This window comes from Desulfofundulus luciae, from assembly GCF_030813795.1.
In the GTDB taxonomy this organism is placed as follows: Bacteria; Bacillota; Desulfotomaculia; order Desulfotomaculales; family Desulfovirgulaceae; genus Desulfofundulus; species Desulfofundulus luciae.
Window position 1 is genome coordinate 1 of sequence record NZ_JAUSUX010000034.1, and the last position, 21,422, is coordinate 21,422.

The 21,422-nt window shown below is 51.7% G+C and carries 25 protein-coding genes and 1 tRNA gene; 6 read left to right on the forward strand and 20 right to left on the reverse strand.

Annotation, left to right across the window (positions count from 1 at the left end; all coding sequences use genetic code 11):
* Window positions 1-108 precede the first annotated feature (108 nt).
* From J2Z49_RS13505 to J2Z49_RS13545, 9 genes are all read right to left on the reverse strand, one after another.
* Window positions 109-984, reverse strand: coding sequence for a B12-binding domain-containing radical SAM protein (locus tag J2Z49_RS13505; RefSeq protein WP_307403517.1), 876 nt, complete (start codon window positions 982-984; stop codon window positions 109-111).
* 19 nt (window positions 985-1,003) lie between these two features.
* Window positions 1,004-1,291 (reverse strand): late competence development ComFB family protein, encoded by a 288-nt coding sequence (locus tag J2Z49_RS13510; RefSeq protein WP_307403519.1) that lies wholly within the window; start codon window positions 1,289-1,291, stop codon window positions 1,004-1,006.
* A gap of 27 nt (window positions 1,292-1,318) precedes the next feature.
* The gene (locus J2Z49_RS13515) at window positions 1,319-1,780 is read right to left on the reverse strand and encodes an HAD family hydrolase (protein ID WP_307403559.1); all 462 of its coding nucleotides are present in this window, start codon (window positions 1,778-1,780) and stop codon (window positions 1,319-1,321) included.
* 51 nt (window positions 1,781-1,831) lie between these two features.
* The gene (locus J2Z49_RS13520; RefSeq protein WP_307403521.1) at window positions 1,832-2,932 is read right to left on the reverse strand and encodes a 6-phosphofructokinase; all 1,101 of its coding nucleotides are present in this window, start codon (window positions 2,930-2,932) and stop codon (window positions 1,832-1,834) included.
* A gap of 62 nt (window positions 2,933-2,994) precedes the next feature.
* Window positions 2,995-3,798, reverse strand: a complete 804-nt coding sequence (locus J2Z49_RS13525; protein WP_307403523.1) for an alpha/beta fold hydrolase — start codon at window positions 3,796-3,798, stop codon at window positions 2,995-2,997.
* Between the two features lie 82 nt (window positions 3,799-3,880).
* Entirely contained in the window at window positions 3,881-4,036 is a 156-nt protein-coding gene (locus tag J2Z49_RS13530) for a hypothetical protein (RefSeq protein WP_307403524.1), read from the reverse strand.
* 60 nt (window positions 4,037-4,096) lie between these two features.
* Window positions 4,097-6,835, reverse strand: a complete 2,739-nt coding sequence (locus tag J2Z49_RS13535) for a UPF0182 family membrane protein (RefSeq protein ID WP_307403525.1) — start codon at window positions 6,833-6,835, stop codon at window positions 4,097-4,099.
* 72 nt (window positions 6,836-6,907) lie between these two features.
* A complete protein-coding gene (locus J2Z49_RS13540; RefSeq protein WP_307403527.1) occupies window positions 6,908-7,075 on the reverse strand; it encodes a hypothetical protein in 168 nt (55 codons plus the stop codon).
* A 161-nt stretch (window positions 7,076-7,236) separates the two neighbouring features.
* Window positions 7,237-8,265, reverse strand: a complete 1,029-nt coding sequence (locus tag J2Z49_RS13545) for a hypothetical protein (RefSeq protein ID WP_307403529.1) — start codon at window positions 8,263-8,265, stop codon at window positions 7,237-7,239.
* A 417-nt stretch (window positions 8,266-8,682) separates the two neighbouring features.
* Between J2Z49_RS13545 and J2Z49_RS13550 the strand changes: the two genes are divergently transcribed.
* From J2Z49_RS13550 to J2Z49_RS13560, 3 genes are all read left to right on the forward strand, one after another.
* On the forward strand, window positions 8,683-9,216 hold the full coding sequence (locus J2Z49_RS13550) for a transposase (RefSeq protein ID WP_307403531.1): 534 nt from the start codon (window positions 8,683-8,685) through the stop codon (window positions 9,214-9,216).
* 10 nt (window positions 9,217-9,226) lie between these two features.
* Window positions 9,227-9,715, forward strand: coding sequence for a transposase (locus J2Z49_RS13555; protein WP_307403533.1), 489 nt, complete (start codon window positions 9,227-9,229; stop codon window positions 9,713-9,715).
* A 109-nt stretch (window positions 9,716-9,824) separates the two neighbouring features.
* A tRNA-Trp gene (locus tag J2Z49_RS13560) sits at window positions 9,825-9,900 on the forward strand.
* An 86-nt stretch (window positions 9,901-9,986) separates the two neighbouring features.
* Here J2Z49_RS13560 and fusA read toward each other — a convergent pair.
* On the reverse strand, window positions 9,987-12,005 hold the full coding sequence (gene fusA, locus J2Z49_RS13565; protein WP_307403535.1) for an elongation factor G: 2,019 nt from the start codon (window positions 12,003-12,005) through the stop codon (window positions 9,987-9,989).
* Window positions 12,006-12,308: 303 nt separating this feature from the next.
* Between fusA and spoVB the strand changes: the two genes are divergently transcribed.
* Entirely contained in the window at window positions 12,309-13,865 is a 1,557-nt protein-coding gene (gene spoVB / locus J2Z49_RS13570) for a stage V sporulation protein B (protein ID WP_307403537.1), read from the forward strand.
* Here spoVB and surE read toward each other — a convergent pair.
* The 9 genes from surE to J2Z49_RS13615 form a co-directional block, all read right to left on the reverse strand.
* Entirely contained in the window at window positions 13,862-14,629 is a 768-nt protein-coding gene (surE, locus tag J2Z49_RS13575) for a 5'/3'-nucleotidase SurE (protein WP_307403538.1), read from the reverse strand. The genes spoVB and surE overlap by 4 nt on opposite strands.
* 12 nt (window positions 14,630-14,641) lie before the next feature.
* Window positions 14,642-14,818: a YpmA family protein gene (locus J2Z49_RS13580; protein ID WP_307403540.1), complete on the reverse strand. Its 177-nt coding sequence runs from the start codon at window positions 14,816-14,818 to the stop codon at window positions 14,642-14,644.
* A gap of 29 nt (window positions 14,819-14,847) precedes the next feature.
* Complete coding sequence (folE, locus tag J2Z49_RS13585; protein ID WP_307403541.1) at window positions 14,848-15,408, reverse strand: GTP cyclohydrolase I FolE; 561 nt, start codon at window positions 15,406-15,408, stop codon at window positions 14,848-14,850.
* A gap of 18 nt (window positions 15,409-15,426) precedes the next feature.
* Window positions 15,427-16,167, reverse strand: coding sequence for a 7-carboxy-7-deazaguanine synthase QueE (locus tag J2Z49_RS13590; RefSeq protein ID WP_307403543.1), 741 nt, complete (start codon window positions 16,165-16,167; stop codon window positions 15,427-15,429).
* Window positions 16,168-16,728 (reverse strand): DUF366 family protein, encoded by a 561-nt coding sequence (locus J2Z49_RS13595; protein WP_307403545.1) that lies wholly within the window; start codon window positions 16,726-16,728, stop codon window positions 16,168-16,170.
* A 5-nt stretch (window positions 16,729-16,733) separates the two neighbouring features.
* A complete protein-coding gene (gene queC / locus J2Z49_RS13600; RefSeq protein WP_307403547.1) occupies window positions 16,734-17,408 on the reverse strand; it encodes a 7-cyano-7-deazaguanine synthase QueC in 675 nt (224 codons plus the stop codon).
* Complete coding sequence (gene queD, locus J2Z49_RS13605) at window positions 17,405-17,788, reverse strand: 6-carboxytetrahydropterin synthase QueD (RefSeq protein ID WP_307403548.1); 384 nt, start codon at window positions 17,786-17,788, stop codon at window positions 17,405-17,407. The genes queC and queD overlap by 4 nt, the downstream gene beginning before the upstream one ends.
* A 201-nt stretch (window positions 17,789-17,989) precedes the next feature.
* Window positions 17,990-19,102 (reverse strand): tetratricopeptide repeat protein, encoded by a 1,113-nt coding sequence (locus J2Z49_RS13610; RefSeq protein ID WP_307403550.1) that lies wholly within the window; start codon window positions 19,100-19,102, stop codon window positions 17,990-17,992.
* A gap of 222 nt (window positions 19,103-19,324) precedes the next feature.
* Window positions 19,325-19,537 (reverse strand): heavy-metal-associated domain-containing protein, encoded by a 213-nt coding sequence (locus J2Z49_RS13615; protein ID WP_307403552.1) that lies wholly within the window; start codon window positions 19,535-19,537, stop codon window positions 19,325-19,327.
* A gap of 168 nt (window positions 19,538-19,705) precedes the next feature.
* Here J2Z49_RS13615 and J2Z49_RS13620 point away from each other — a divergent pair, with 168 nt between their 5' ends.
* Complete coding sequence (locus tag J2Z49_RS13620) at window positions 19,706-19,900, forward strand: hypothetical protein (RefSeq protein ID WP_307403554.1); 195 nt, start codon at window positions 19,706-19,708, stop codon at window positions 19,898-19,900.
* 44 nt (window positions 19,901-19,944) lie between these two features.
* On the opposite strand, the gene J2Z49_RS13625 is transcribed toward J2Z49_RS13620, so the two are convergent.
* Window positions 19,945-20,550 carry a TatD family nuclease-associated radical SAM protein gene (locus J2Z49_RS13625; protein WP_307403556.1) on the reverse strand — a complete coding sequence of 202 codons (606 nt, stop codon included), beginning with the start codon at window positions 20,548-20,550 and terminating at the stop codon, window positions 19,945-19,947.
* Window positions 20,551-20,633: 83 nt separating this feature from the next.
* Here J2Z49_RS13625 and J2Z49_RS13630 point away from each other — a divergent pair, with 83 nt between their 5' ends.
* Complete coding sequence (locus J2Z49_RS13630; protein ID WP_307403558.1) at window positions 20,634-21,029, forward strand: TIGR04086 family membrane protein; 396 nt, start codon at window positions 20,634-20,636, stop codon at window positions 21,027-21,029.
* Window positions 21,030-21,422 lie beyond the last annotated feature (393 nt).

Sequence of the window (21,422 nt, forward strand, 5' to 3'; positions counted from 1 at the left end):
CCTTTTTGTGCCCCATATTTCTGTTGTACCCATTAATTACCATATAATGGGGCAGATGGTTATTTATTTTTTCTACGCGATTTTCATGCTAAAAGGTGATTTTTTGCGTTACAAACCCCGGGCATAATCCGGACGCAGGGGTACGCTACCGGGTTCTCTTAAAGCCTCTTCCAGTATCCCGATGAGCTTATCTCTGTCTCTCTTGAGGGTGCCCTTTAAAGGCAGGTAGTTAGACGCATGATTGCAGCGGAAGATACACTTATCCACCTCCAGTCCTGCCAGCAACCACTTTAGCTCTTGTAATGATTCTTCCGGATTAAGCAGAAAAAACTTGCCCTCCTGCACCTGGCTGTAAAGGGGGGTGTTGGGTACCACGATCAAGGTAAGTGCAGCCAGATAGGTGGGATTGATGGCGTTAATTACACTGGCGGTGGCCCGGGCATGTTCCCGGGAAAGTTCCCTCCCACCCAGGCCCGTAATCACTGTTACCGATAGCTCGAATCCGGCATCCAGGGCGCGCTGGCAGGCACATACCATCTCCGCGGCGTTGACCCCTTTGTGCATTCTTTTTAATACCAGGTCGCTGCCGCTTTCTACCCCCAGGTAGAGCAATCTCAGGCCTGCTTCCCGCAGTTCCCGCAGTTCTTCCGGTTCTTTTCTGAGGAGATCCAGGGGGCCGGCGTAACAGGAGACCCGTTCAAGCTCGGGAAAAGTTTGATAAAGGTGCTGCAACAGCCTTAAGAGCTCCCGGGTATCCATGGCGAGGGCATTACCGTCGGCCAGAAAAATCCGCCGCACTCCAGGCCAGAAACGGGCCGCTTCCTCGACGTCGGCCATGATTTCCGCCAGGGTTCGGGGACGAAATTTCTTGCCCTTGTACATGCCGCAAAAGGCACAGGCATTGTGGGAACAACCGAGGGTAACCTGTAAAATTAAACTGCTGGCTTCACTGGGTGGCCGGAAAAGGGGTGGTTCATATTGCATGCCTTCCCCCTCCTCCTGCTTATGGTCGGGATTTGTCATGCCTGGGGTTGGCTGCCACTTGTTTGATGGCGTTGGTAATGGCCGCGATTACCTGTGCCTTCCCGCCTATCTGGTCAAAATTTACTTTTGTATAAATCGTACCCTCATCGGACACTACGTAGTGAGGGGGCAATTGATTTAAAGCCAGAGCCATAATATCATCCTGGCAGCGGGTACAGGTACAGGTCCCGGGGTTGTTTTTGGCATATTCTTTTAATACCTCTGGTAAAAACCGCTGCACTACCACTTCAGTGTAGTTGTGGATCACAAAAAGGTCACTCCTTTCTCCTGCCCCCTATAAGCGCAAGGTAGCGATTAGCCGCTTAGGATGCAGCAACAGGTCCAGGCCCTGGCAGATGTCCGTGACAACCACGTCGGCTGCCACAAGGGCCTGTACCGAGGCACCTTCCGGTCCCAAAACAACGATCCCCAGGGCGGCGTTTTTAAGCATCAGGCTATCGTTGGTACCGTTGCCAATGGTTACTGTATGTTGTGTACCCAGTTTCTCAATAAATTTTAGCTTTTGGCTGCCCCCTTCTCCCCGCTCCAGGACGTGCACGAAGGCCTTAATATTACGGCAGGCCTTTTCCCCCGTTCCAAAGGTGTCGGCTGTAAGCACGTGGATCGCTAGTTTTTCGGCAAGGGTGTTTAGCCTTTCCTCTACTCCTGGAAGCAGGGTGCCGTCTTTGGCCATCGTGCCGTTAAAATCCAGAACAAGGTGTTGCAGTTGTAGCATCCCCCGCTCCGGTATTTTCACGGTAAGCAATTCTACCCCTCCCTTGTCGAAGGATAAGGTTTATCACATAACTTAGTCTCCCAGGCAAATTCCCAGTTGCCTTGCCGAGAGCAGCAGATCGCTGTCAAGGGGTACGGAGCGGATCTGACCCGTAGCTTCCGTCAGGGGTACGGCATCAATGGTGGTACCCCGGAGGCAGACCATGTGTCCGAAACGCCCCTCCATAACCAGCCGAACTGCCCCCGTGCCGTAGCGTGTGGCCAGAATGCGGTCAAAAGCCGTAGGGGAACCTCCCCTTTGTAGATGTCCCAGTATGGTGACCCTGGTTTCTTTTCCGGTGGCTTCTTCGACCTGTTGAGCCACTACATGGCCGATGCCACCTAAACGAATGGGATCAAAGCTGTCCTCCACCCTTTTTTGAACCACTAATTCTCCGTCCACTGGTTTGGCCCCTTCGGCCACCACGATGATGCTAAACTTTTTACCCTGTACTTCCCGCTGATTGATCATTTCAATGACCTTCTCAATGCGGTAGGGAATTTCAGGAATCAAGATTACATCCGCCCCACCGGCCACCCCGGCGGCCAGAGCTATCCACCCGGCATAACGCCCCATTACCTCCAGAACCATAACCCGGTGGTGGGATTCTGCCGTGGTGTGTAACTTGTCCAGGGCTTCGGTGGCGGTAGTAAGGGCAGTATCAAAACCAAAAGTTTGATCTGTGGCCAGCAGATCGTTGTCGATGGTCTTAGGAACTCCAACCACAGATAATCCTTTGGCGTGTAGCTCTTTAGCAATGGCCAGGCTGCCATCTCCACCGATAACGATCAGGGCATCGACCCCGTGGATGCTGATATTTTCAAAAATACGATCGCTTACGTCTACGAAAACCTTTTTCCCGCCCTTAACCACTGGATAATGAAAGGGATTATCACGGTTGGTGGTACCGAGAATGGTTCCACCCCGGGGCAGGATACCGACTACATCCTTTTCCGTAAGCTCCCGGGCCTGGTTCTTAATCAATCCCCCAAAACCATTTAAAAAGCCAATTACCGAAAGCCCATATTCCCTGATAGCTACTTTTACCACCGCCCTGATGACGGCGTTTAATCCGGGAGCATCGCCCCCGCCGGTTAATACACCAATGCGTTTAATTTTGGCTGGACCAGCCATGGTCGAACCTCCCCCATACGTTTTAAGCAAAAGAGCATCACTCGCTTTTATCCCCACACTTTTCACTCATCCTGATTAACCCAATGATTCCCCGTAATGGTGCTGTGCTCCTCCAGGAATCGTTTTATGATAGCGTTTATTTCTCCTGGCCGTTCCAGCATCATCATGTGGCCGGCCCCGTGAATAATCTCTAATTCGGCCCTGGGCAGCTTCTGTTTTAGATACTGGCCGTACTTTACCGGCGTGAGCAGGTCCTGATCGGCGGCAATGACCAGGGCGGGGACATCGATAAAAGGCAGGACACCCATCAAGTCAAAACCGTTACAGGCCGTAAAGTCTGCCAGGTATACTGAGGATGGAACGGATTCCATTTCCCTGCGGGCAGCTTCCAGCAGAGCAGGGGGCGCGTTTTTGCCGTAAGCCAGTTGGATCAGCTCCGCATAGTGTTCTCCCCTTTGGAAGGTCTCCAGCAAAGCCGGTAGCACTCGCAGGCGAGCACCAGTTCCAATCAAGACCATCCCGGCCAGTTTCTCTGGATAACAGCGGGCAAAATCCAGGGTGATTGCCCCTCCCATAGAATGTCCGGCCAGGAAAAATGGATGACCAATTAGCCTTTCCGCAAAAGCATAAATAAATTCGTTGTAAGCAGCAATAGCATCGGCTGCTTTTCCCTGCGACTGGCCGTGACCGGGTAGATCCACTGCCAGCACCAGGTAGTCTTCTTTTAAACCGTTGAGTTGGTGAAGCCAGTGGCGGTGACTCCCCCCTGCTCCGTGGATAAAAAGGATGGTTTGCTTTGGCTCCTTATTTTGGGGCATCCCAGCGGTGTAATGGTAAGTGAGTCCTTCAAGGGTTATAAAAGGCATCAGGTAACCCTCCATGAAAAAATTACCGGCGTCAGGACCGGTAAAAGATTAAATGCTTTAGGTGAATTGCTGCTGCTTACGTTTAGTGATGCCCTTGGGCGTCGCAGCTATGGGTTGGCTTCTCTTCCACATCCTCATACTTTTTCCACATGATGGTGAATGCAGAGCCAATCACCAGCATCACCAGCGTAGTGAAAAACCCGAAGACAACCCCCTGCCACCATTGTTCGAAAAACATTTTCCCCCTCCTCTTTGCCCCGGATCCTTTTTGACGGTACGTTATTTCCGGGGTTTCTTATTATTCATTTGTTCGTTCAGTTAGTTCGTTTATAACACGTTTTAACTGTTGCAAAGATTCGCCATAACCTGCCCAGTCTCCGCCTCTGAGCTTTTCCATGGCCTGATCGTAAAGCCTGCTGGCCTCCCGTGCCAATTCAGCCACTGACTGGTCACCGGTGGCTGGTTGCGCTCCCGGTGTGGTTTGGCCCGTTTCCCCTTTGCCTTCGGAGAAGATGCGCTTTAGGGCCTCCTCTAGGGTTGGTTCCATGACCACCTGGTCGCCGTGGACTACAATTACCCGGCGCAGTTCGGGCATTTTGCTTTGTTCTGCCTGCAGGTACAACGGCTCCACGTACAACAGGGAGTCCTTGACCGGTATCACCAGCAGGTTACCCCGGAAGACTCGGGAACCCCGCTGATCCCACAGGGAGAGTTGCTGGGAAATGGTGGTGTCCTGGTTAATGCGCGCTTCAATTTGCATGGGGCCGTACACCAGTTCCTGCTTGGGAAACTCGTATACCAGCAACCGGCCGTAATTAGGGCCGTCCGACCTGCCCGCCAGCCAGGCCACCATATTCTTTTTATTTTGGGGAATAAAGGGCAGGATCTGTATATATTCGGGCTCTTTTTCCCCGGGCAGCCTGGTGATAATGTAATAGGCCTCCATAAGCTCTTCCTTGTCTTCAACTATCTCGGTGGGCCTATCCCATTTATCTTCTTTATTGTAAAAGATCCGGTAGTCCTCCATGTGATAAATAGCATATTTTTGTGCCTGGATCATAAAGAGGTCCTCGGGATAACGGGTGTGAGCCCTCAGGGCTTCAGGCATTTCGGCAAGGGGCCGGAAGACACCCGGGAATATTTTGCTGTAGGTTTGGATTATGGGATCATCCTTGTCGGCAATATAAAAATCAACGCTTCCATCGTAGGCATCAACCACTACCTTCACTGCATTGCGGATGTAGTTCAGCCGGTGGTTATAGGGTTCAGCACAAGGGAACATGTTGGTGGTTGTATAGGCATCCCACATCCAGTACAGCTTGCCGTTGGCCAATACAATATAGGGATCTCTGTCGTAGGTCAGGAAAGGTACCAGTTTAGGTACGCGTTCGTAGATGTTGCGGTAATAAAGCACCTGGCTTTCATTGGTGATGTCTCCGGAAAGAAACAACCGGTAGTCCCCGAAAGAGATGGCAAATAACAGCCGCCGCCCCAGGGAGCCAACTTTGACGCCTTTATTCCCCTGGTAGGTACTCCAGGCATTTTCATCTCCCTTGGGGTAGTCAAATTCGGGGCTCTTGGTATTGACGATTACATAATTATCTGTGACCTCACCAAAATAAATTTCCGGGCGTTCGATTTTCAGGTCCGTATGGGTGGCGGGAGGAATATCTTTGATGAGGAAGCGTGGTAAGCCTTCCCTGGTTACCTCATTGACCGGGCTCATGACAATACCGTACCCATGGGTGTATTTTAAGTGTAAGTTTACCCAGGTTTGCGCCTGGGGGGGTAACTGGCTTTGATTTAATTCCCTTGCTGCCACCATCACCTGGCGGTAACGTCCATCGATGATATAGCGGTCAATATCAATATTTTTCAGCTGGTAATAGAGACGCATTTCCTGCAACTGGCTGTAAGTTTGCTGCAGGGGGCGGTAATCCCAGAGCCGGATGTTGTTAATGGTATCCTGGTTATTCTTCAGATCTTGCGCGGTTAACTCCCGGCCGGCGGGAAAGGACTTTCTTTCGATGCTATCCAGTTTATAGGCTAGGCGGGTGAATTTAATCGCATTTTCAATATAAGGTTTTTCCCGGTTCATCTCGTTGGGAACGACAATAAATTTTTGGACCGCGGCGGGATAAATACTTCCCAGGACTATAGAGCCAACGACCAGAAAACCGATCGTATAAAGAACGAGCCGGAAGCGGGAAAGAAAGATATTCAGTAGAATAATCCCCGTACAGGCCAGGGCCAGGACAAACAGGACTTTATAAGCCAGCAGGTTAGCGTGAATATCAGTATAGCCGGGGCCATAGACTACTCCTCGCCCGGAATAAAGCAACATGTATTGATCCAGGCGATACCCCCAGGCACGCAGGAGGAAAAATGCCGCCGCCAGGCCCGACAGGTGATATTTGGCCTGTTCAAAACGAAAAATGCTTTTCCAACCGTTTTGAGCGGTGCCGCCAATCAGGGCATAGATGCCGCTTACGGCCAGCAAGCTGAGCACACTGGTCCACAATAAAAGCCGGTAGATAAAGTGGTAAAAGGGCAACTGAAATACATAAAAACCCACATCACGATGAAAAATGGGATCTTTCAGATTAAAGGGGGTGCTGTGCAGAAACTGCTGGACTATCATCCAATTATCGGTTACGGCCAGGGCGGTCAAAAATGCCGGAATGAGGCTTAAAATGGCCATGACCGCGGTTAATTTCCTTGATTGAACATACCTGCCCCAGGGAGGCTGGTAAAGGGTGACTATGTCGCCATTACTGATCGGCCTGGTCTCGGCTGCCTTAATCAGCGGGCCGCGGGTAAATAGCAGGTTGACAAAAAAAACCAGGAAGACCGTTAGTCCGGCAACCAGCCCTACAACCCACTGCGAAAGCAGAATAGTTAAAAAGACTTTCTCAAAGTTTAAGGATTTAAACCACAGCCAGTTGGTATAAAAACCTGCCCCCCAGTATATCAGGGCCAAGATAATAAAGAGACCCAAAATTAACAATGTTTTAGACAGCCTTAAAGCTATCCCCAACACATAACCCTCCCCTGTTGCGATGCCAGAAACGTCCCTTGCTCCGAGGTGTCCGGGTGCTACTTTGAAAAATTACATGGGCTTGGGAATTTTTTGCGCCTCATCTGCTTCGTGGCGTAATTTTGCTTCACATAACTGACAAATTAAAATCGATGACTTTTTAGGTTGTAGATCCTCATCCTCGTAATCATCGTATGAATCCGGGTTAAACTCTTCGACATCTACCAAACGACCGCACATGATACACCGGGCCTCCACCGGTAACACCTCCCCGACATATTTCTCTTAAATTTGTTTATTCGCCGCCATATGGTGATTTCCTCCCTCATTTTATTAGCGATGATGTTAATAAGCCCGCCGGTAAATCGGCAGGCCTTGCCTCGAAAAAGTATAGTGTTGTTCTATTCAAAGTATGTTTTCAATTCCCGGGCCATTTCTTCAGGTAAATGTAATGTCCAAGGTTCATCGTGGAGCACCTGGAGATGGCTGAAGTCACTTCCTACCAGCGGGTAAATGGTGTAACGTCCCACGATCCGGGCGGTGATCCAGAAACCCCGGTCCTCTTGCCGGGCAGTATAGAGGGCTGCGTTAAAACTGGCGATATTAATATCATCGTAATAACGAATAACCTTGAGCAGACCCTCTGCCAGGTCTTGTAAATCCTGATTCTCCACCTCTGCGATGGTTGTTTTATGAGGCAGGATGGCCGTAACGTCACACAGGGCCCGGGGGGCAAAGGTAGCCAACCAGTGGATGTTTCCCACCCGGCCCAGGTAACGTTCCCCCTTTTCCTGTTCATACTCCAGAAGATCTGCCCAGAAGTTTCGGCCGTTTTTCTCCAGGTAAGCCCTTCCATGATCAATCATTTCCGCATCGTAGCGGCAGGGCTGCGGCCCGCATAAAACTTGTAAATGGGGATGAATTATAGAACCGCCCGAATAAGGCATATAGTTCCAGTTCACAGAACCGTACCGGGCCCGCTCAGAATCGTAAGCTTCGACTAATTTAAGAAAATCCAGTGCCGCCCGGAAGCTATCGACGATAATGCCGGGAGTTAGTGCGGTCATGGACAGGTAATGCTCCGGTCCCATTACCGTCACCCCGGCGTAAATCTCGTAAGGTGCCAGGTTTGGTACTACCACTGCCTGACCGTACTTCAAGCGGCCTCCGGGTATCATATTCCCGGGAAAACGGGGTGTGGTCTTTTCAAGGTTTTCGGGGCAAAAAGGGCACAACTTCTGCCTTGATTCCTCCACAAAGGGCGTCCAATCGTGACGGGGTAACTTGCGGTTGCGCAAAGGCAGAATACGCACCCTTTGGCCGGTTAAGGGATCAAACCTAATTTCGCTGGGGGTGCTGGTTAAGGCAAACCCCTGGAAGGGGTTATGAAATTGCGTTTCGTTTACTATTTTGCGCAGCTCAATGCCCATGCAAAAGCCCGTGCGACTTATCCCCGGCCCTGTGAAAGTCTATTTTGCGTTAACCTGCCCAGGGATAATCTTTTCGCTCCGGGGCATTCCCCCCCCTTTCGCAAAAGTTTTCAGGTTTCTTTCATTTTAGCAACAACAACCAGTCTTGTCACCCTGTATTTTACGGGTTAATATATTTAAGGGCTCCCCGGGATCACTGGTGAGACACTGTGGCCGGGCAAAAACGTCTTCTGAAATGGCTGAGTGATCCCCAGTTTTTAGAAGGAGATATTAAGCGAAAAGGGCAGGAAAAAAGGATTCTCCCCCGAATAATGGCTGTTAAAGGGCAAAAACAGCAAAGGGGGAGAATCCTTGATGGGCCTCAATCGGTTTGTTGCTTTATTTATAACATGGTTGACCGGAATACACAAGACCCAAGTGAAAACTCTGGCGGTGCTGGTGTATGGACTTTTACGCTTGCCCCGGCTAGGGGTAGCATCTTTAGGACGGGCCTTACCCGGGCCGGCGGCGGAGAAGCACCGCATCAAGAGAGTAGACCGTTTTTTGGGCAACCGTCGGCTGCAGGTGGATAAATGCGTGCGCCCGCTGGCCGGAGCCATAGTGGGGGCAAAGGAACGGGTGTTCGTAGCCATTGACTGGACGGACCTTCATGATGGTGCCCATCAGGCACTGGTAGCCGGAGTGGTTACCCGAGGCCGGGCACTGCCGGTATGGTGGCAAGTGGTTGCCAAGGAACAACTTACGGCCAACCAGAACCGCATCGAGGATCGTTTTGTAGCCAAATTACGGCAGGTCCTACCTGCGCACTGCGAAGTGATAATTTTGGCGGACCGCGGCTTTGCCCGGGTGAGTTTTTTGCAGAGATTAGAGGCTTTAGGGTTCAAGTATGTAATTCGGGCGCAGGGAAATGTTTGGGTGGAAGGGGAAAAGCTACACTGGGGTACTGAGTAAGTTAAAGGCGTTGCCGGGAACGCAAAAGGATTTGGGCCTGGTTTACTACCAGAAGCAGGTACGCTGGCCAGTACGGCTGGTGGTGCGTTTTAAGCCGGGGCAGAAAGAGCCCTGGTTGCTGGTCACCAACGTTGTCGAAGCGCGTGCCGAACGCATTGCCGACTGGTATGCACGGCGTATGGAGATCGAGGAATTTTTCCGGGACTTAAAGAACGAGCGGGCTGGTTTTCGGTTACGGGGGCTGGTTTTGAGGGCGGCGATGCGTTATAACCGTCTTTTTCTTCTGATAGCGTACGCTTACTACTTGCTAACTGTGTTGGGTGATTGGGCCGAAAAAAGACATCTGCACCGGCGGCTGATGGCTAACACAGAGCGAAAGCGGACTCTGGGACTTTGGCGTGTGGGGTACTATATTTTTCGTTCCTGGTCGAACGGACGAAGGGGCCGATGCCCCTGGGTATTCAATGCCTGGCCCGAGATAGCTTACAGCGGAATGTAGCAGGCACAAAAGGTGGGGATACCTGAGCTGAAATGGTCCTGAGCTGAAATGGTCCTTGACGGGTGGTTGAAAATATTTTATAATGGTGATGCTAAGGACAGGTGGTTGTAGGGGAGTAGCTCAATTGGTAGAGCAACGGTCTCCAAAACCGTAGGTTGCGGGTTCGAGTCCTGTCTCCCCTGCCAGCCAGCAAAATTGCAGCCTTCCCAAAGGGAAGGCTTTTTTAGCGTAAACTTTTTGGGAAAAAGCAAGGCAGGAGGTTTGCTCCTGCCTATTTTTCTGCCTCCGCCGCTTTGGCCTTTTTGATGATTTCCTCGGCTAAGCGGGCGGGCACTTCTTCGTAGCTGGAGAATTTCATGCGGAAGGAACCCCGGCCCTGGGTCATGGATTTCAGGTCGATGGCGTAGCGATACATTTCCGCCAGGGGCACCAGAGCCTTTACCCGGGAATTCTTTCCGGCCGCTTCCATGCCCAGAATGCGTCCCCGCTTGGTGTTGAAGTCGCTGATGATGTCGCCCATGAAGTTTTCAGGCACAGTGACTTCCACTTCCATGATTGGTTCAAGCAGTACTGGCTTGGCCTGTTGCTGTCCCTTCTTAAAGGCCATGGAAGCGGCAATCTTGAAGGCCAGTTCCGAGGAGTCTACCGGGTGGAAGGAACCGTCGTATAGTACCACTTTCACGCCGGTTACCGGGTAACCGGCCAGCACGCCCTCCTGCATGGCCTCCCGTACGCCCTTTTCTACCGCCGGGATGTATTGCTTGGGTACCGCTCCGCCAAAAATCTCCTCGGTAAATTCGAAGGGTGCATCAGCCAGGGGCTCCAGGCGCAGCCAGACGTGACCGTATTGACCGCGACCGCCGGTTTGCTTCTTGTGCTTGCCCTCCACCTTTACTTCGGCGCGAATGGTTTCCCGGTAGGGCACTTTCGGAGAATCCATGGTTACATCCACGCCGTATTTACGCTTTAACCTCTCAAGCAGGATATCCAGGTGCAACTCTCCCATACCGGTGAGCAGGGTCTGCTTTGTTTCCGTGTTTTTCTCCACCCGGACGGCGGGATCTTCCTCCAGCAACTTGGACAGGGCATCACCCAGTTTATCTTCGTCGCCTTTGCTCTTGGGCTGGATGGCTACCGTCAGGGTTGGTTCGGGGAAGTTGATCCCCTCCAGCTTGACGGGACGATCCTTATCACACAGGGTGTCGCCCGTACTGGTGTCCTGCAGTTTGACCAGCACGGCGATATCGCCCGTGGGTACCTCGGTGGTGGGAGTGGAGTTTTTGCCCCGTACGTAGAGGATCTGTCCGATCTTCTCTTGTTTTTCCTTGGTGCTGTTGAGCACGACGGTATCACTCTTCAGTGTTCCGGTAAAAACGCGGATAAAGTTCATTTTGCCCACGTAGGGGTCGGCCAGTGTCTTAAAGATCAGGCCGGAGAAGGGAGCTCCTTCCTCTACCGGCGGGGCTGGGCAGTTTTTTACCAGGAAGTCCATGAGGTTGGTCACACCCATGTTTTTCGTGGCTGAGCCGCATAAAATGGGGACTACCTTGCCCGCAATAACTCCCTTTTGCAGGCCCTGTTTAATTTCCTCACTGCTTAATTCTTCCCCTTCCAGGTACTTCATCATCAATTCATCGTCAGCTTCCACCGCCGCCTCGATCAACTTTTCCCGGTAGGAGGGAATTTCTGAGGCCAGATTGTCGGGAACGGCCACTTCCTTGGGTTTGCCATTTTCAAAAGAGTAGGCCTTTTGTTCCACCAGGTCTACAATCCCGGTAAAATCATTGGCCTGGCCGATGGGCAGTTGAATGGGGGCGAAATTGGCATTGAACTTGGCCTGCAGATCATCCAGTACTTTATAGAAATTGGCGTTTTCCCGGTCCATTTTGTTAATGAAGACTATCCGGGATTGATTGCCCTGTTCTACCAGATCCCAGATGACTTCTGTCTGCACTTCTACCCCGTCAACGGCAGACACCACAAACAGGGCAGTCTCTACTACCCGCAGTACACCGCGTACTTCCCCGATAAAATCAGAGTAACCCGGGGTATCTAAAATGTTCAACTTGCAATTTTGCCATTCGCAAGGTACCAGGCTGGTATGAATGGTTACCTGGCGATTGATTTCCTCGGGATGGTAATCGGCGGTGGTGGTGCCATCTTCTACCCGGCCCAGTCGGGTAATGGCCCCGGTATTAAAAAGCATTGCCTCCACTAAAGAGGTCTTGCCGGCGCCGCCGTGGGCTATCACGCCGATGTTACGGATTTGAGAAGTCTGGTAGTTTTTCAAAATCCCGTTACCTCCTTTTTTTGTAAATAATGGTTTCCCCCAGGTCTGTATTCTATACTCTATCGCAGCCAGAACTGGGCATATCTGGATTAGGCAACAAAAAACAGCCCCACCACGGGTGCCCTTTTATGCAACGCCTTTTTGCTCTTTATTACGTTGCTTAAGGTCCTGTTATTCTACGCCATACTCGCAAAATCCTTTGGAAATAAGAAAATTTTTTCGACAGACATTCTGGCGGGCTTGACAAGGTTGGCCACATAGGTACCTGGGTACGAACATACATATAGCAAGAGGTGGCAGAACATGTCCCGGCAATCCTTTGTCTATGGTGCTTTTATCCTCTTGCTGGCCAGCCTGTGCAACCGGCTGATCGGGTTTGCTTATCAGATTTTGATGATCCGGCTGATCCGCCCGGAGGGGGTTGGCCTTTTTAACATGGTCTATCCCATCTACGTCCTGGTGCTGGTTCTGGCCACCGCCGGGATTCCGGTGGCTATTTCCAAACTGATGGCCGAAGAGGTGGCCCAGGGCAACCTGGGGGGAGCCTACCGGGTTTTCTCCGTCGCCTTTTGGTGTATTGTAGCCAGCAGTCTATTCTTTACCCTGGTGCTTATCCTGGGCGCACCCCTATTGCAGAAGTACGTTTTCCCCAACCCGAAAGTGTACTACTGTTTTCTTAGTCTGGTCCCAGGTATTATCGTCGTATCCCTTTGCTCGGCTTTTCGCGGCTTTTTCCAGGGACTGCAGCAAATGACCCCTACGGCCGTAACCCAGGTGGTGGAACAGCTGGTCCGGGTGATTGCCGGTTTGGGAATTGCCTGGTTCATGCTGCCCCGGGGAATAGAGTATGCAGCCATGGGTATTTCCCTGGGAGTGGTGCTGGGAGAATTTGTCGGTTTTCTGTTCATGCTGGCCATTTATTTAAAAAAACGCCCTTTCCTTTCCCCTTTTGCTGTTTATTGTCCGGAACCGGTACTGAAGGTTACCGGCCGGATCTTCGATCTGGCCGTACCTGTGACCCTGACCCGTTTTGTTTCCACTGCCTTTTTATCGGTGGACGCCATGCTGATTCCCCGGCGCCTCCAGGCAGCAGGTATGACCATAAATGAGGCTACGGGAGTATACGGTCAATTTGTTGGAATTGCCGAATCACTCCTGTTTACCCCCAGTATTGTGACCATTTCTTTAGCCACGGCTCTGGTTCCGGCCATAAGTGATGCCCTGGCGCAAAATGACCTTTCCTTGGTGCGTGGCCGTACGGAAGAAGCTTTGCGTCTGACCATGCTGGCCGGATTGCCCGCCACGGCGGTTTTTTTCCTTCTGCCAGGGGAGTTATGCCATGCAATTTTCGGCTATGCCGACGCCGGCGTGGCTCTGGGCACCCTGGCCCTGGGGGGGCCGTTTCTTTACCTGCAGCAGACTACCACGGGAATTTTGCAGGGATTGGGTCGTGCCGAAAGGCCATTGCGCAACCTGATTATTGCCGCCGCTTTTAAGGTAGCCGGCATTTACTACCTTACAGCCATTCCCGCGCTGGGCATCAGGGGTACCGCCCTCTCCCTGTGTACCGCTTATATCATTATGTCCCTGTTGAATTACCGGGACTTAAGAAAAATCATCGCTCTAAGGGTGGATTTTGGTTATTGCCTGGGTAAACCGCTGGTGGCCACCGCGGGCATGGCGGTGGTTATGTGGTATGCCCGTAACTTTATGCTGGGTTCCGATGATCTATCCCGTATCGGCCTTTTGATTGTGCTTTTCCTGGGGGGTGCGACCTATTTACTTTTGTTGTTTCTTTCCGGTGGGGTGCACAGCCATGATTTGCGACGCCTGGCCTCCTTCCTGGGCTGGCGCCGTTAAAAATTAAAGATTACTTCCCCCCACTGCTGGCGAAGAGTTTGCAATGACTGGTAATCAGTCAGGTCCAGTTGGATTGGCGTAATGGAGATAAAATTTTGTTTTATGGCCTGCACGTCCGTGTCATCGCCGTTTTCATCCAGGTCCAGCGGTTCTCCGGCCATCCAATAATAAATGCGCCCGCGGGGATCGGTACGTTTATGGAAAATATTCACATACCGCCGGTTGCCCAGGCGGGTAAAGCGTATGCCCCGGGGCTTAGCTGGCGGTACATTAATATTTAATAATGTTCCACGGGGCAGGCCCTTTTGCATGGTTAGGTTGACCACCTTTCGGGCCACTTCCGCAGCCGTGGTAAAATCATGGCTGCCATAGCTGGTTAAGGAAATAGCCAGGGCCGGAAAACCATTAATAATTCCTTCGATGGCTGCGGAAACCGTCCCGGAATAAAGGACATCGGTGCCCAGGTTAGGTCCCTGGTTAATGCCGGCAACCACCAGGGCCGGGGGATCGGGCAACAGATCCTCCACGGCCAGCTTCACACAATCGGCCGGTGTGCCGTCCACGGCCCAGGCCCTAGCCTTAATACCGGGAATACTAACCGTTTCCAGGCGCAGGGGGCGGTGAACGGTAATCCCGTGGCCGGTGGCGCTGCGTTCCCGGTCCGGAGCCACGATATAAAGCTCACCCAATTCCTGCAGGCTCTCGGCCAGGGCTTTTAAACCGGGGGCATGAATGCCGTCATCATTGCTTAGCAAAACAATCATGGTACCCTCCGCTTATATTTCATAAATTGAAATAATCATCTTACCCTTCTCGGGATCTTTGGTTAAACCAAACATTACTTTTTTATGCTTCAGGTTTTTATTTAAGAAATCGATTACCTTGTACATTTCCGGATAGGGAGCAAAGCTTTTGGTAGCTATTAATTCCAGCTTGCCTTCTTTTTCCTTCATCGGTTTTTACCTCCAAAGGTATTGGTTAGCTAGCCCTTAATGAGGGCCAGGGCTTCCGCCCTCGTAGCCTCGCTTCTTTGGAAGGAACCACGAACTGCCGAGGTAATGGTTTTCGAGCCAGGCTTACGGATTCCCCGAAGAGTCATGCACATGTGCTCCGCCTCAATTACAACCAGTACACCTTGCGGATTTAGCCGGCGCATAATACTGTCGGCGATCTGGGTGGTCAGGCGCTCTTGTAATTGAGGGCGTTTAGCGAATCCTTCCACCACCCGCGCCAGCTTGGAAAGCCCCGTTACTTTACCCCGCCTGGGTATATAGGCTACATGGGCCTTGCCAAAGAAGGGTAGCAGGTGATGCTCGCACATAGAATATATGGGGATGTCTTTCACCAGGATCATTTCTTCATGTTCCTCGGTAAATATTTTTTCTAAGTGTAATTCCGGATTTTCCCACAAACCACAAAAAATTTCTTTGTACATTCTGGCTACCCGAGCCGGCGTTTCCCTAAGCCCCTCCCGTTCAGGGTCCTCACCGATGGCTTCTAGAATCATGCGTACCGCTTTTTCAATTTTTTCGGTATCAATCATTATCTCTCCCTCCTGACATTACAAATGACCCAAAAATTTGTGCGTCTGGGGGATGACCCTGACGTCGGTTAGTCTTTCCAGGGCCCGGGATTGCCAGGTGATTGCTTTTTCCGGTTTTAACCGGGTTTTACCTTCAGGGGTTGTCACCGGCTGGATCACCAGGGGGATATCCCCCACGCTGCAGATCAAGTCCAAGGCCCTTTCTATTTCTTCCGGTTTGCTGTCTTCATCCACTACGAGCTTCACGAATAAATATTTTCCGCGGGCCAGCTTTAGAAATGCCCTGTGTTCCTGCCAGCAGGGTTCTATGTTAGCGGTTCCCGGTAATTTAATATCCATGGCGATAATGTCAACCAGGGGAAGTATTCTTTCCAAGCTGTCCGGTAAGGTGCCGTTGGTTTCCAGGTAGATACCATGTCTGGTTTCCTTGAGGAGGGGAATGAGCTCCAAAAGAAAGGATGTATGGAGCAGCGGTTCTCCCCCCGTCAGACTAATGGAGTGATGGATGGCTGGATTTAATTTCCTGATCTTCAAGGCCACCTCCTGGGGAGTGAGGGGGTTGGGTAACAAAATAAATTCTCGGCTGCCCGGTCGGGCTTCCCAGCGGCAATGCCGGGGTGTGTTTCGGGGTGTGTCACAATAGCTACAGGCCAGGTTACAGCCGGCAAAGCGCAAAAAAATTTGCCGGCAACCCACCCAGATACCTTCACCCTGGATGGAGGAAAAAATTTCAATCAGGGGGGCAACCGGGGAGGACACCTAACCCACCCCCCTTACTTTACATCTGGAACGTTTCACGCCCTGCATTTCGTCGGCATAGGCCCGGCCAATCTCCCTGGCCAACTCCGGGATTAGTGCCACCGGCCAGCCCAGTTCCACCAGGCCTGCTGCCGGTACCGGTGTATTTTCCGCCGTTATATTTAAAGCCGTATGAATCATGGTGGATACGGGCGTGGCGGTAGCAATGGAAATGGACAGCTTGCGTTCCTGGTAGTATAAGTCATCCCCTGCCCGTTGCAGGCCGTGCCCCTTTTGCTCCAGTATTTCTCGGATTATGGCTACCAGCAGCCGTTGTCGCAGGACCGCCCTTTCTAAATCGTGATCAAAGTGTTCCACAATGAAATGCAACATATCATCACCGTAAATGGGTGATTGGGCTCGTACATCCTCCAGATCAACCATGTGATCGAAATGGACGCGGCAGGGCCCCCTGAAGGCCACAATACTGTCCCCTAACAAGCCAAAGGAGCGGTAGGCCCAAAGGGATGAAAGTTGTGTACCGTCGTACAGGATGGTCTGGGGAGCAAAATAAACGTGCATGGATTTCACCTCCGGATCCAACCCTCTAGCCCTGCGGCGGCCATGGCCCGGCCAAGTCGCCGGCAACTTTCACAGCGCCCGCACATGGTCTGTCCACCATAGTAGCAGCTCCAGATCAGGTGCCACGGTACCCCCAGGTACTGCCCCAGGCGCACTATTTCCACTTTATTTAGTCTGGCGGTGTAGCTGACTACGCGCACACCGCTGGCCGTAGAATAGGCCAGGGAGCTGTTGATGGCCTCTAAGAAATCAAGGCTGTTATCGGGAAAAGTAGCCGCTTCTTCCCGGTTAAAACCGGTTACCACCTGCTCACAGCCCAAAGCTTCCGCAAAACACGCGGCAATGTTAATGAACAGGCCGTTCCGATTGGGTACCCATACTGCGGCGGCCGTAGCCGTAGCCTGCTGGGGATCGTTTAAAGATTCTTCCAGAGGTTCCGGGATGGTTTCTTCCCTGTTCACCAGGGAGGTAGTGGTAACCTCACCCAGAAAGGGCAGCTGGATTACCCGGTGGGCTAGTTTATAATAGGCAGCCAGGGCTGAGGCAGCGGCAATTTCCCTTGCAGCCGCCCGCTGGCCGTAATCCATGGTCAGGCAAAGTTCTACCTGACCTTCGCGTAAGGCCTGGGCCATGGAAACGGTGGAATCCAGGCCACCGGAAAGCAAAACAATACTTTTCACGGTATGACATCCTCCCGGTAGCTGGCACAGACATCGGGGGATTCCCAAACCCGTACTTCGCTTATGGTCAAATCGGGGGGCAGCAACGACTTCAGTTTATAAAAAATGTGTCTGGCCAGGTTTTCCGCGGTGGGGTTAAAATTAAGTTCATTGAACGGGTGTAAATCATTTAGATAGCTGTGATCCAGTTCCCCTACTATCTTGCCTACCAGTTCCTTTAAGGCTCGAAAGTCAATGAGCATACCGCAAGAGTCCAGTTTCTCTCCCCCCACCGAAACCTCTACGGTCCAGGTGTGTCCGTGCAGTCGGGCACACTGACCCTGGTAATTGACCAGGCGGTGGGCGGCTGCAAAGCGCTTAATTACAGTTAACCGGTACATATGTTTAATTCCTCCACCGAGTAGTATGACTCAACCACCTGGATTTTAACTATTTCGCCACCCTTCCCGAACGTCCTTCTACTTCCGACGGGACAAAGACAAAAAAGAAACCCGGCAACGAAAACAAAGACGGCGGACATCCCCGGGCGATACGGGAAGACCGCCGTAAAAGGTGAAAGAAGATTATTTTATTTAACAAATTTACCTGCATACGAATTTTCCGCAGGACAATCCCAAAGCCCGATTGTAACATTCCACGGCTTCCGAGATGCGCCCCATCTCGTTCAGCACGTTTCCCCGCATGCCCCAGCTTTCCGGGCAGCCGGGTTGCCGGGCCAGTATCTGGTCACATAGGGCCATGGCCTCGTCATAGCGTTTCAACTTTACCAAACATGCTGCCTTGTTCAGGAGAATTGTTTGGTTATCCGGGTCCACGGCCAGTGCCCGGTCGTAGAGTTGGAGTGCTTCCTCGTGCCTGCCCACTTCATCCAAGCACAAGGCATAGTTGTTCAAGGTTGTGGTGTCATTGGAGCTACATCGCAGGGCGTTTCCATAACAGGAAAGGGCTTTTTGATATAATTGGGCCCGGTGGTAGCAGGAGGCCAGATTGGAAAGTACGGTGGCGTCACCCGGGCACATTTCTTTGGCCAGTTCATAACAGGCAATGGCCTCCTCATGTCGCCCCAAATGGGACAAACTGTATCCCTTGTTATTCATAATTTCTACGTTATTTAACCCCCCGGCCTGTGCCCGCTGGTAGTATTCCAAGGCCTCTTCGTGCCGGCCCAGCTTGCTGGCCGCCAGCCCCATATTCAGGTATAGTTCAGGACTGGCTCCATGACAGAGCAGAACCTGCCGGAACACGGCCAGAGCCTGTTCGGCCCTTCCTATTTCCAGTAGTTGCACGCCTATTTCATCCAGAGGCGGCGTGTCGGGCCTCCTCTGAAAAAGAATTCCAAATAGGCCTAAAAAGCGGGGCGGGGAATTCTTTCTCTCTTTGACGGGAGGAGCAGGATTTTTCTCCTTTTCTTCCAGGGAGTAAGTACCGGTCTTTTGTATCAGCCGGGAGGCATTAAAAGCCCGTTGGTTGGTCCGGTTAAGCCAGTACAAGAGGCAGGTTTTACCCTGTTCCCCGGCCACTTTTTTCCAGTGCAGGATTGCCCGGTCCAGGCGGCCCCGTTTCAGGCACAGCCTGGTTGCGTGCAGGTGGAGTGTTGCTTGTCTGGGTTCAAGCCGCATGGCCCGGTCAATCCAGCGCAGGGCCTGTTCGTCGGCCCCCAGGGCTTCCAGAATGCGGGCCCCTACTTGCCACAAAACGGCCAAGGTACTCTGGCGCTTCAGTGCAGGTAGTGGGTTCCACATCTGAATCGCTCCTTCTTCCGATATGTGTTAAGTCCCATTTCTTTCTGGTCCCTGGTTTTTCCTGCTAATAAATGTAACTTTATTCCATCAAATATTCTCTTCTTACGACAGGATGCTCAAAAAGAAAAACCGGAGGTGACAATATGTTACCTCCGGCTACTGGCAAAATTAAAGTTATGGAAGTACCTGATAGCCCGCCCTTTCAACTGCCCTGGCCAGTTCCTCCATGGTTACCTTGGGATTGTGGGTAACTGTGGCCCTTTTGTTGTCCAGATCAACTAAAACGTCCCTTACTCCGTCAATTTGCTTTAAAGCCCTTTCCACTGCAGCCTTGCAATGGTTGCAGGACATCCCTTCAATCTTTAGCCATGTCGTTTGAATCGTCAAAGGATTTTGCACCCCCTTCCTTTACCAGATAGCCGTTTTTTATTATCCCCCGGATTGTATTCGTATAAGAACAGGAACAGCCGGTGATATATAAAATCGGTACTATCGTCGGCACTTAAGGATTGAGACGACGGGAAACGACCGCTTTTTTTAAAGGAGGAACAAGTGGTGACGGAAAAGAAAAAAAAGCAACCTTTTGCTAAAGGCAATGCCTTTATCCCGGAGGCTACCGGTTCGGCCACTATGGTTAACCTTGATGGCCAGTGGGAACACGATTTTGTTGATGATCCCACTCCCCCCGGTTCTTCCGAAGAAAAGTCTCCAGAAAGGGCGGGTGATACGTCAGGCAAAAAAAGACCCTAGTGCGGGCATCTGACCTCAAGCCAGGGGCGCTGGGATGCCTTGTCTCATGCCTGTTTGAGCGTACCGGAAAACTGCCGCAGCCGGAATTCTGTTCCCAGCTTGCGGGCAATTTCCCGGCACTTTTCCACGTCAACGCCCGGCCATTCCACAACCGAAAGGACCACCTTGGGAATTTGTCCAACACAACAGCGGGCAAAATCTAACACGGCCTGGTAGGCTTTCTCCCCGTATATGGGCCGGCAAATTTCTAGGTAGCGGTCGGCCGACTGCGCGTTTAAGCTGATACAAATGGCATCTACCAGGTCTTTTAATTCCAGGACCACGTTTCTTTGATAGACTAGATTCGCCTGCCCGTTAGTGTTAATTCTGATTTGCGCCCCCCTTTTTTTTAGCTGCTCTGCTACCTCCCTGACTACTTCCAAACGCATTAGCGGTTCCCCATAACCACAGAAAACTATTTCCCGGTAGCAGGTGGGGTCTTGCACGGCGGCAAGCACCTCTTCCGGGGATGGTTCCTGTTTGAGCCAGAGATCATAGCCAACACCCTCGGAGGTGCGGCGGATGCAAAAGAGGCAGTTGTTTGTACACCGGTTGGTGATATTGAGATATAAATTTTGCCCCAGTGGATAAGCCACAATTTGTCCTGCCATTTTTCCTCTCCCGGCCAAAATTAGTCATATTATCCACGGTCACCTACTATAGATGAAAAATAAAAAAACGGAGGTGATCAACCTTGCTTAACCAGGAAACTCCCGGTTCCTTTAGCCTCTGGGAAGTGTTGCGGGGGACTCTTTTAGGACTGGCAGTATCCTTTCTGGGCAGCGCTTTAATAGGTGCGGGTTATTATTTTACCAGCCTCTCTGAAAGCAGCCTGCCCTGGTTTGCCGCAGGTCTATTTTTCTTCAGTGTGGTGGTGGGAGCCTGCTCCGCTGCGAGCCGGGCCGGGAATCGGGGTTTGTTTCACGGTTTGGGGGTGGCCGTATTATTTTTCCTCGTTTCCTGGCTGCTTGCTACCACCGTACTCCCCTCCCAGGTCATACCCGTTTCCCTGCTCCAAAAATTGATTCTGGCCCTCGTGGCTGGCGCCCTGGGGGGCATACTGGGGGTAGGCTTCGGCGATCAAGGTTGACTCTTTTAAGTTCTACGGGATTATGGCGAAATCCTTTTTTAGCGCAGCAACAGGATTATGCCCAGCAATATCCCTCCCGCACTTAAAAGAAACAGCCCCACATAAATGCGCCAACGTGACGTCTTTGTCATCCTGATCACCCCGGGAAAAAGACCTGCAATATTATATGTGGAGAAAAAGACACCGGTCTTTGAAAGACGGTGTCTTTTCATGTGCGCCCGGCATGGGCGTTAACTTGGTGGTGAAAGTCCACTGCAGGCGAGGCAGCACGAGTCTGCTAGCCAAAGGCAAGGGTGTTCATCGCGAGGTGGAATCCGAAGGAAGCCGGCGGCAAAACCACGGCCCGATGAACAAGAACCCCATAAGAGGCTAGACCGTTCGGATGAGCTGGCA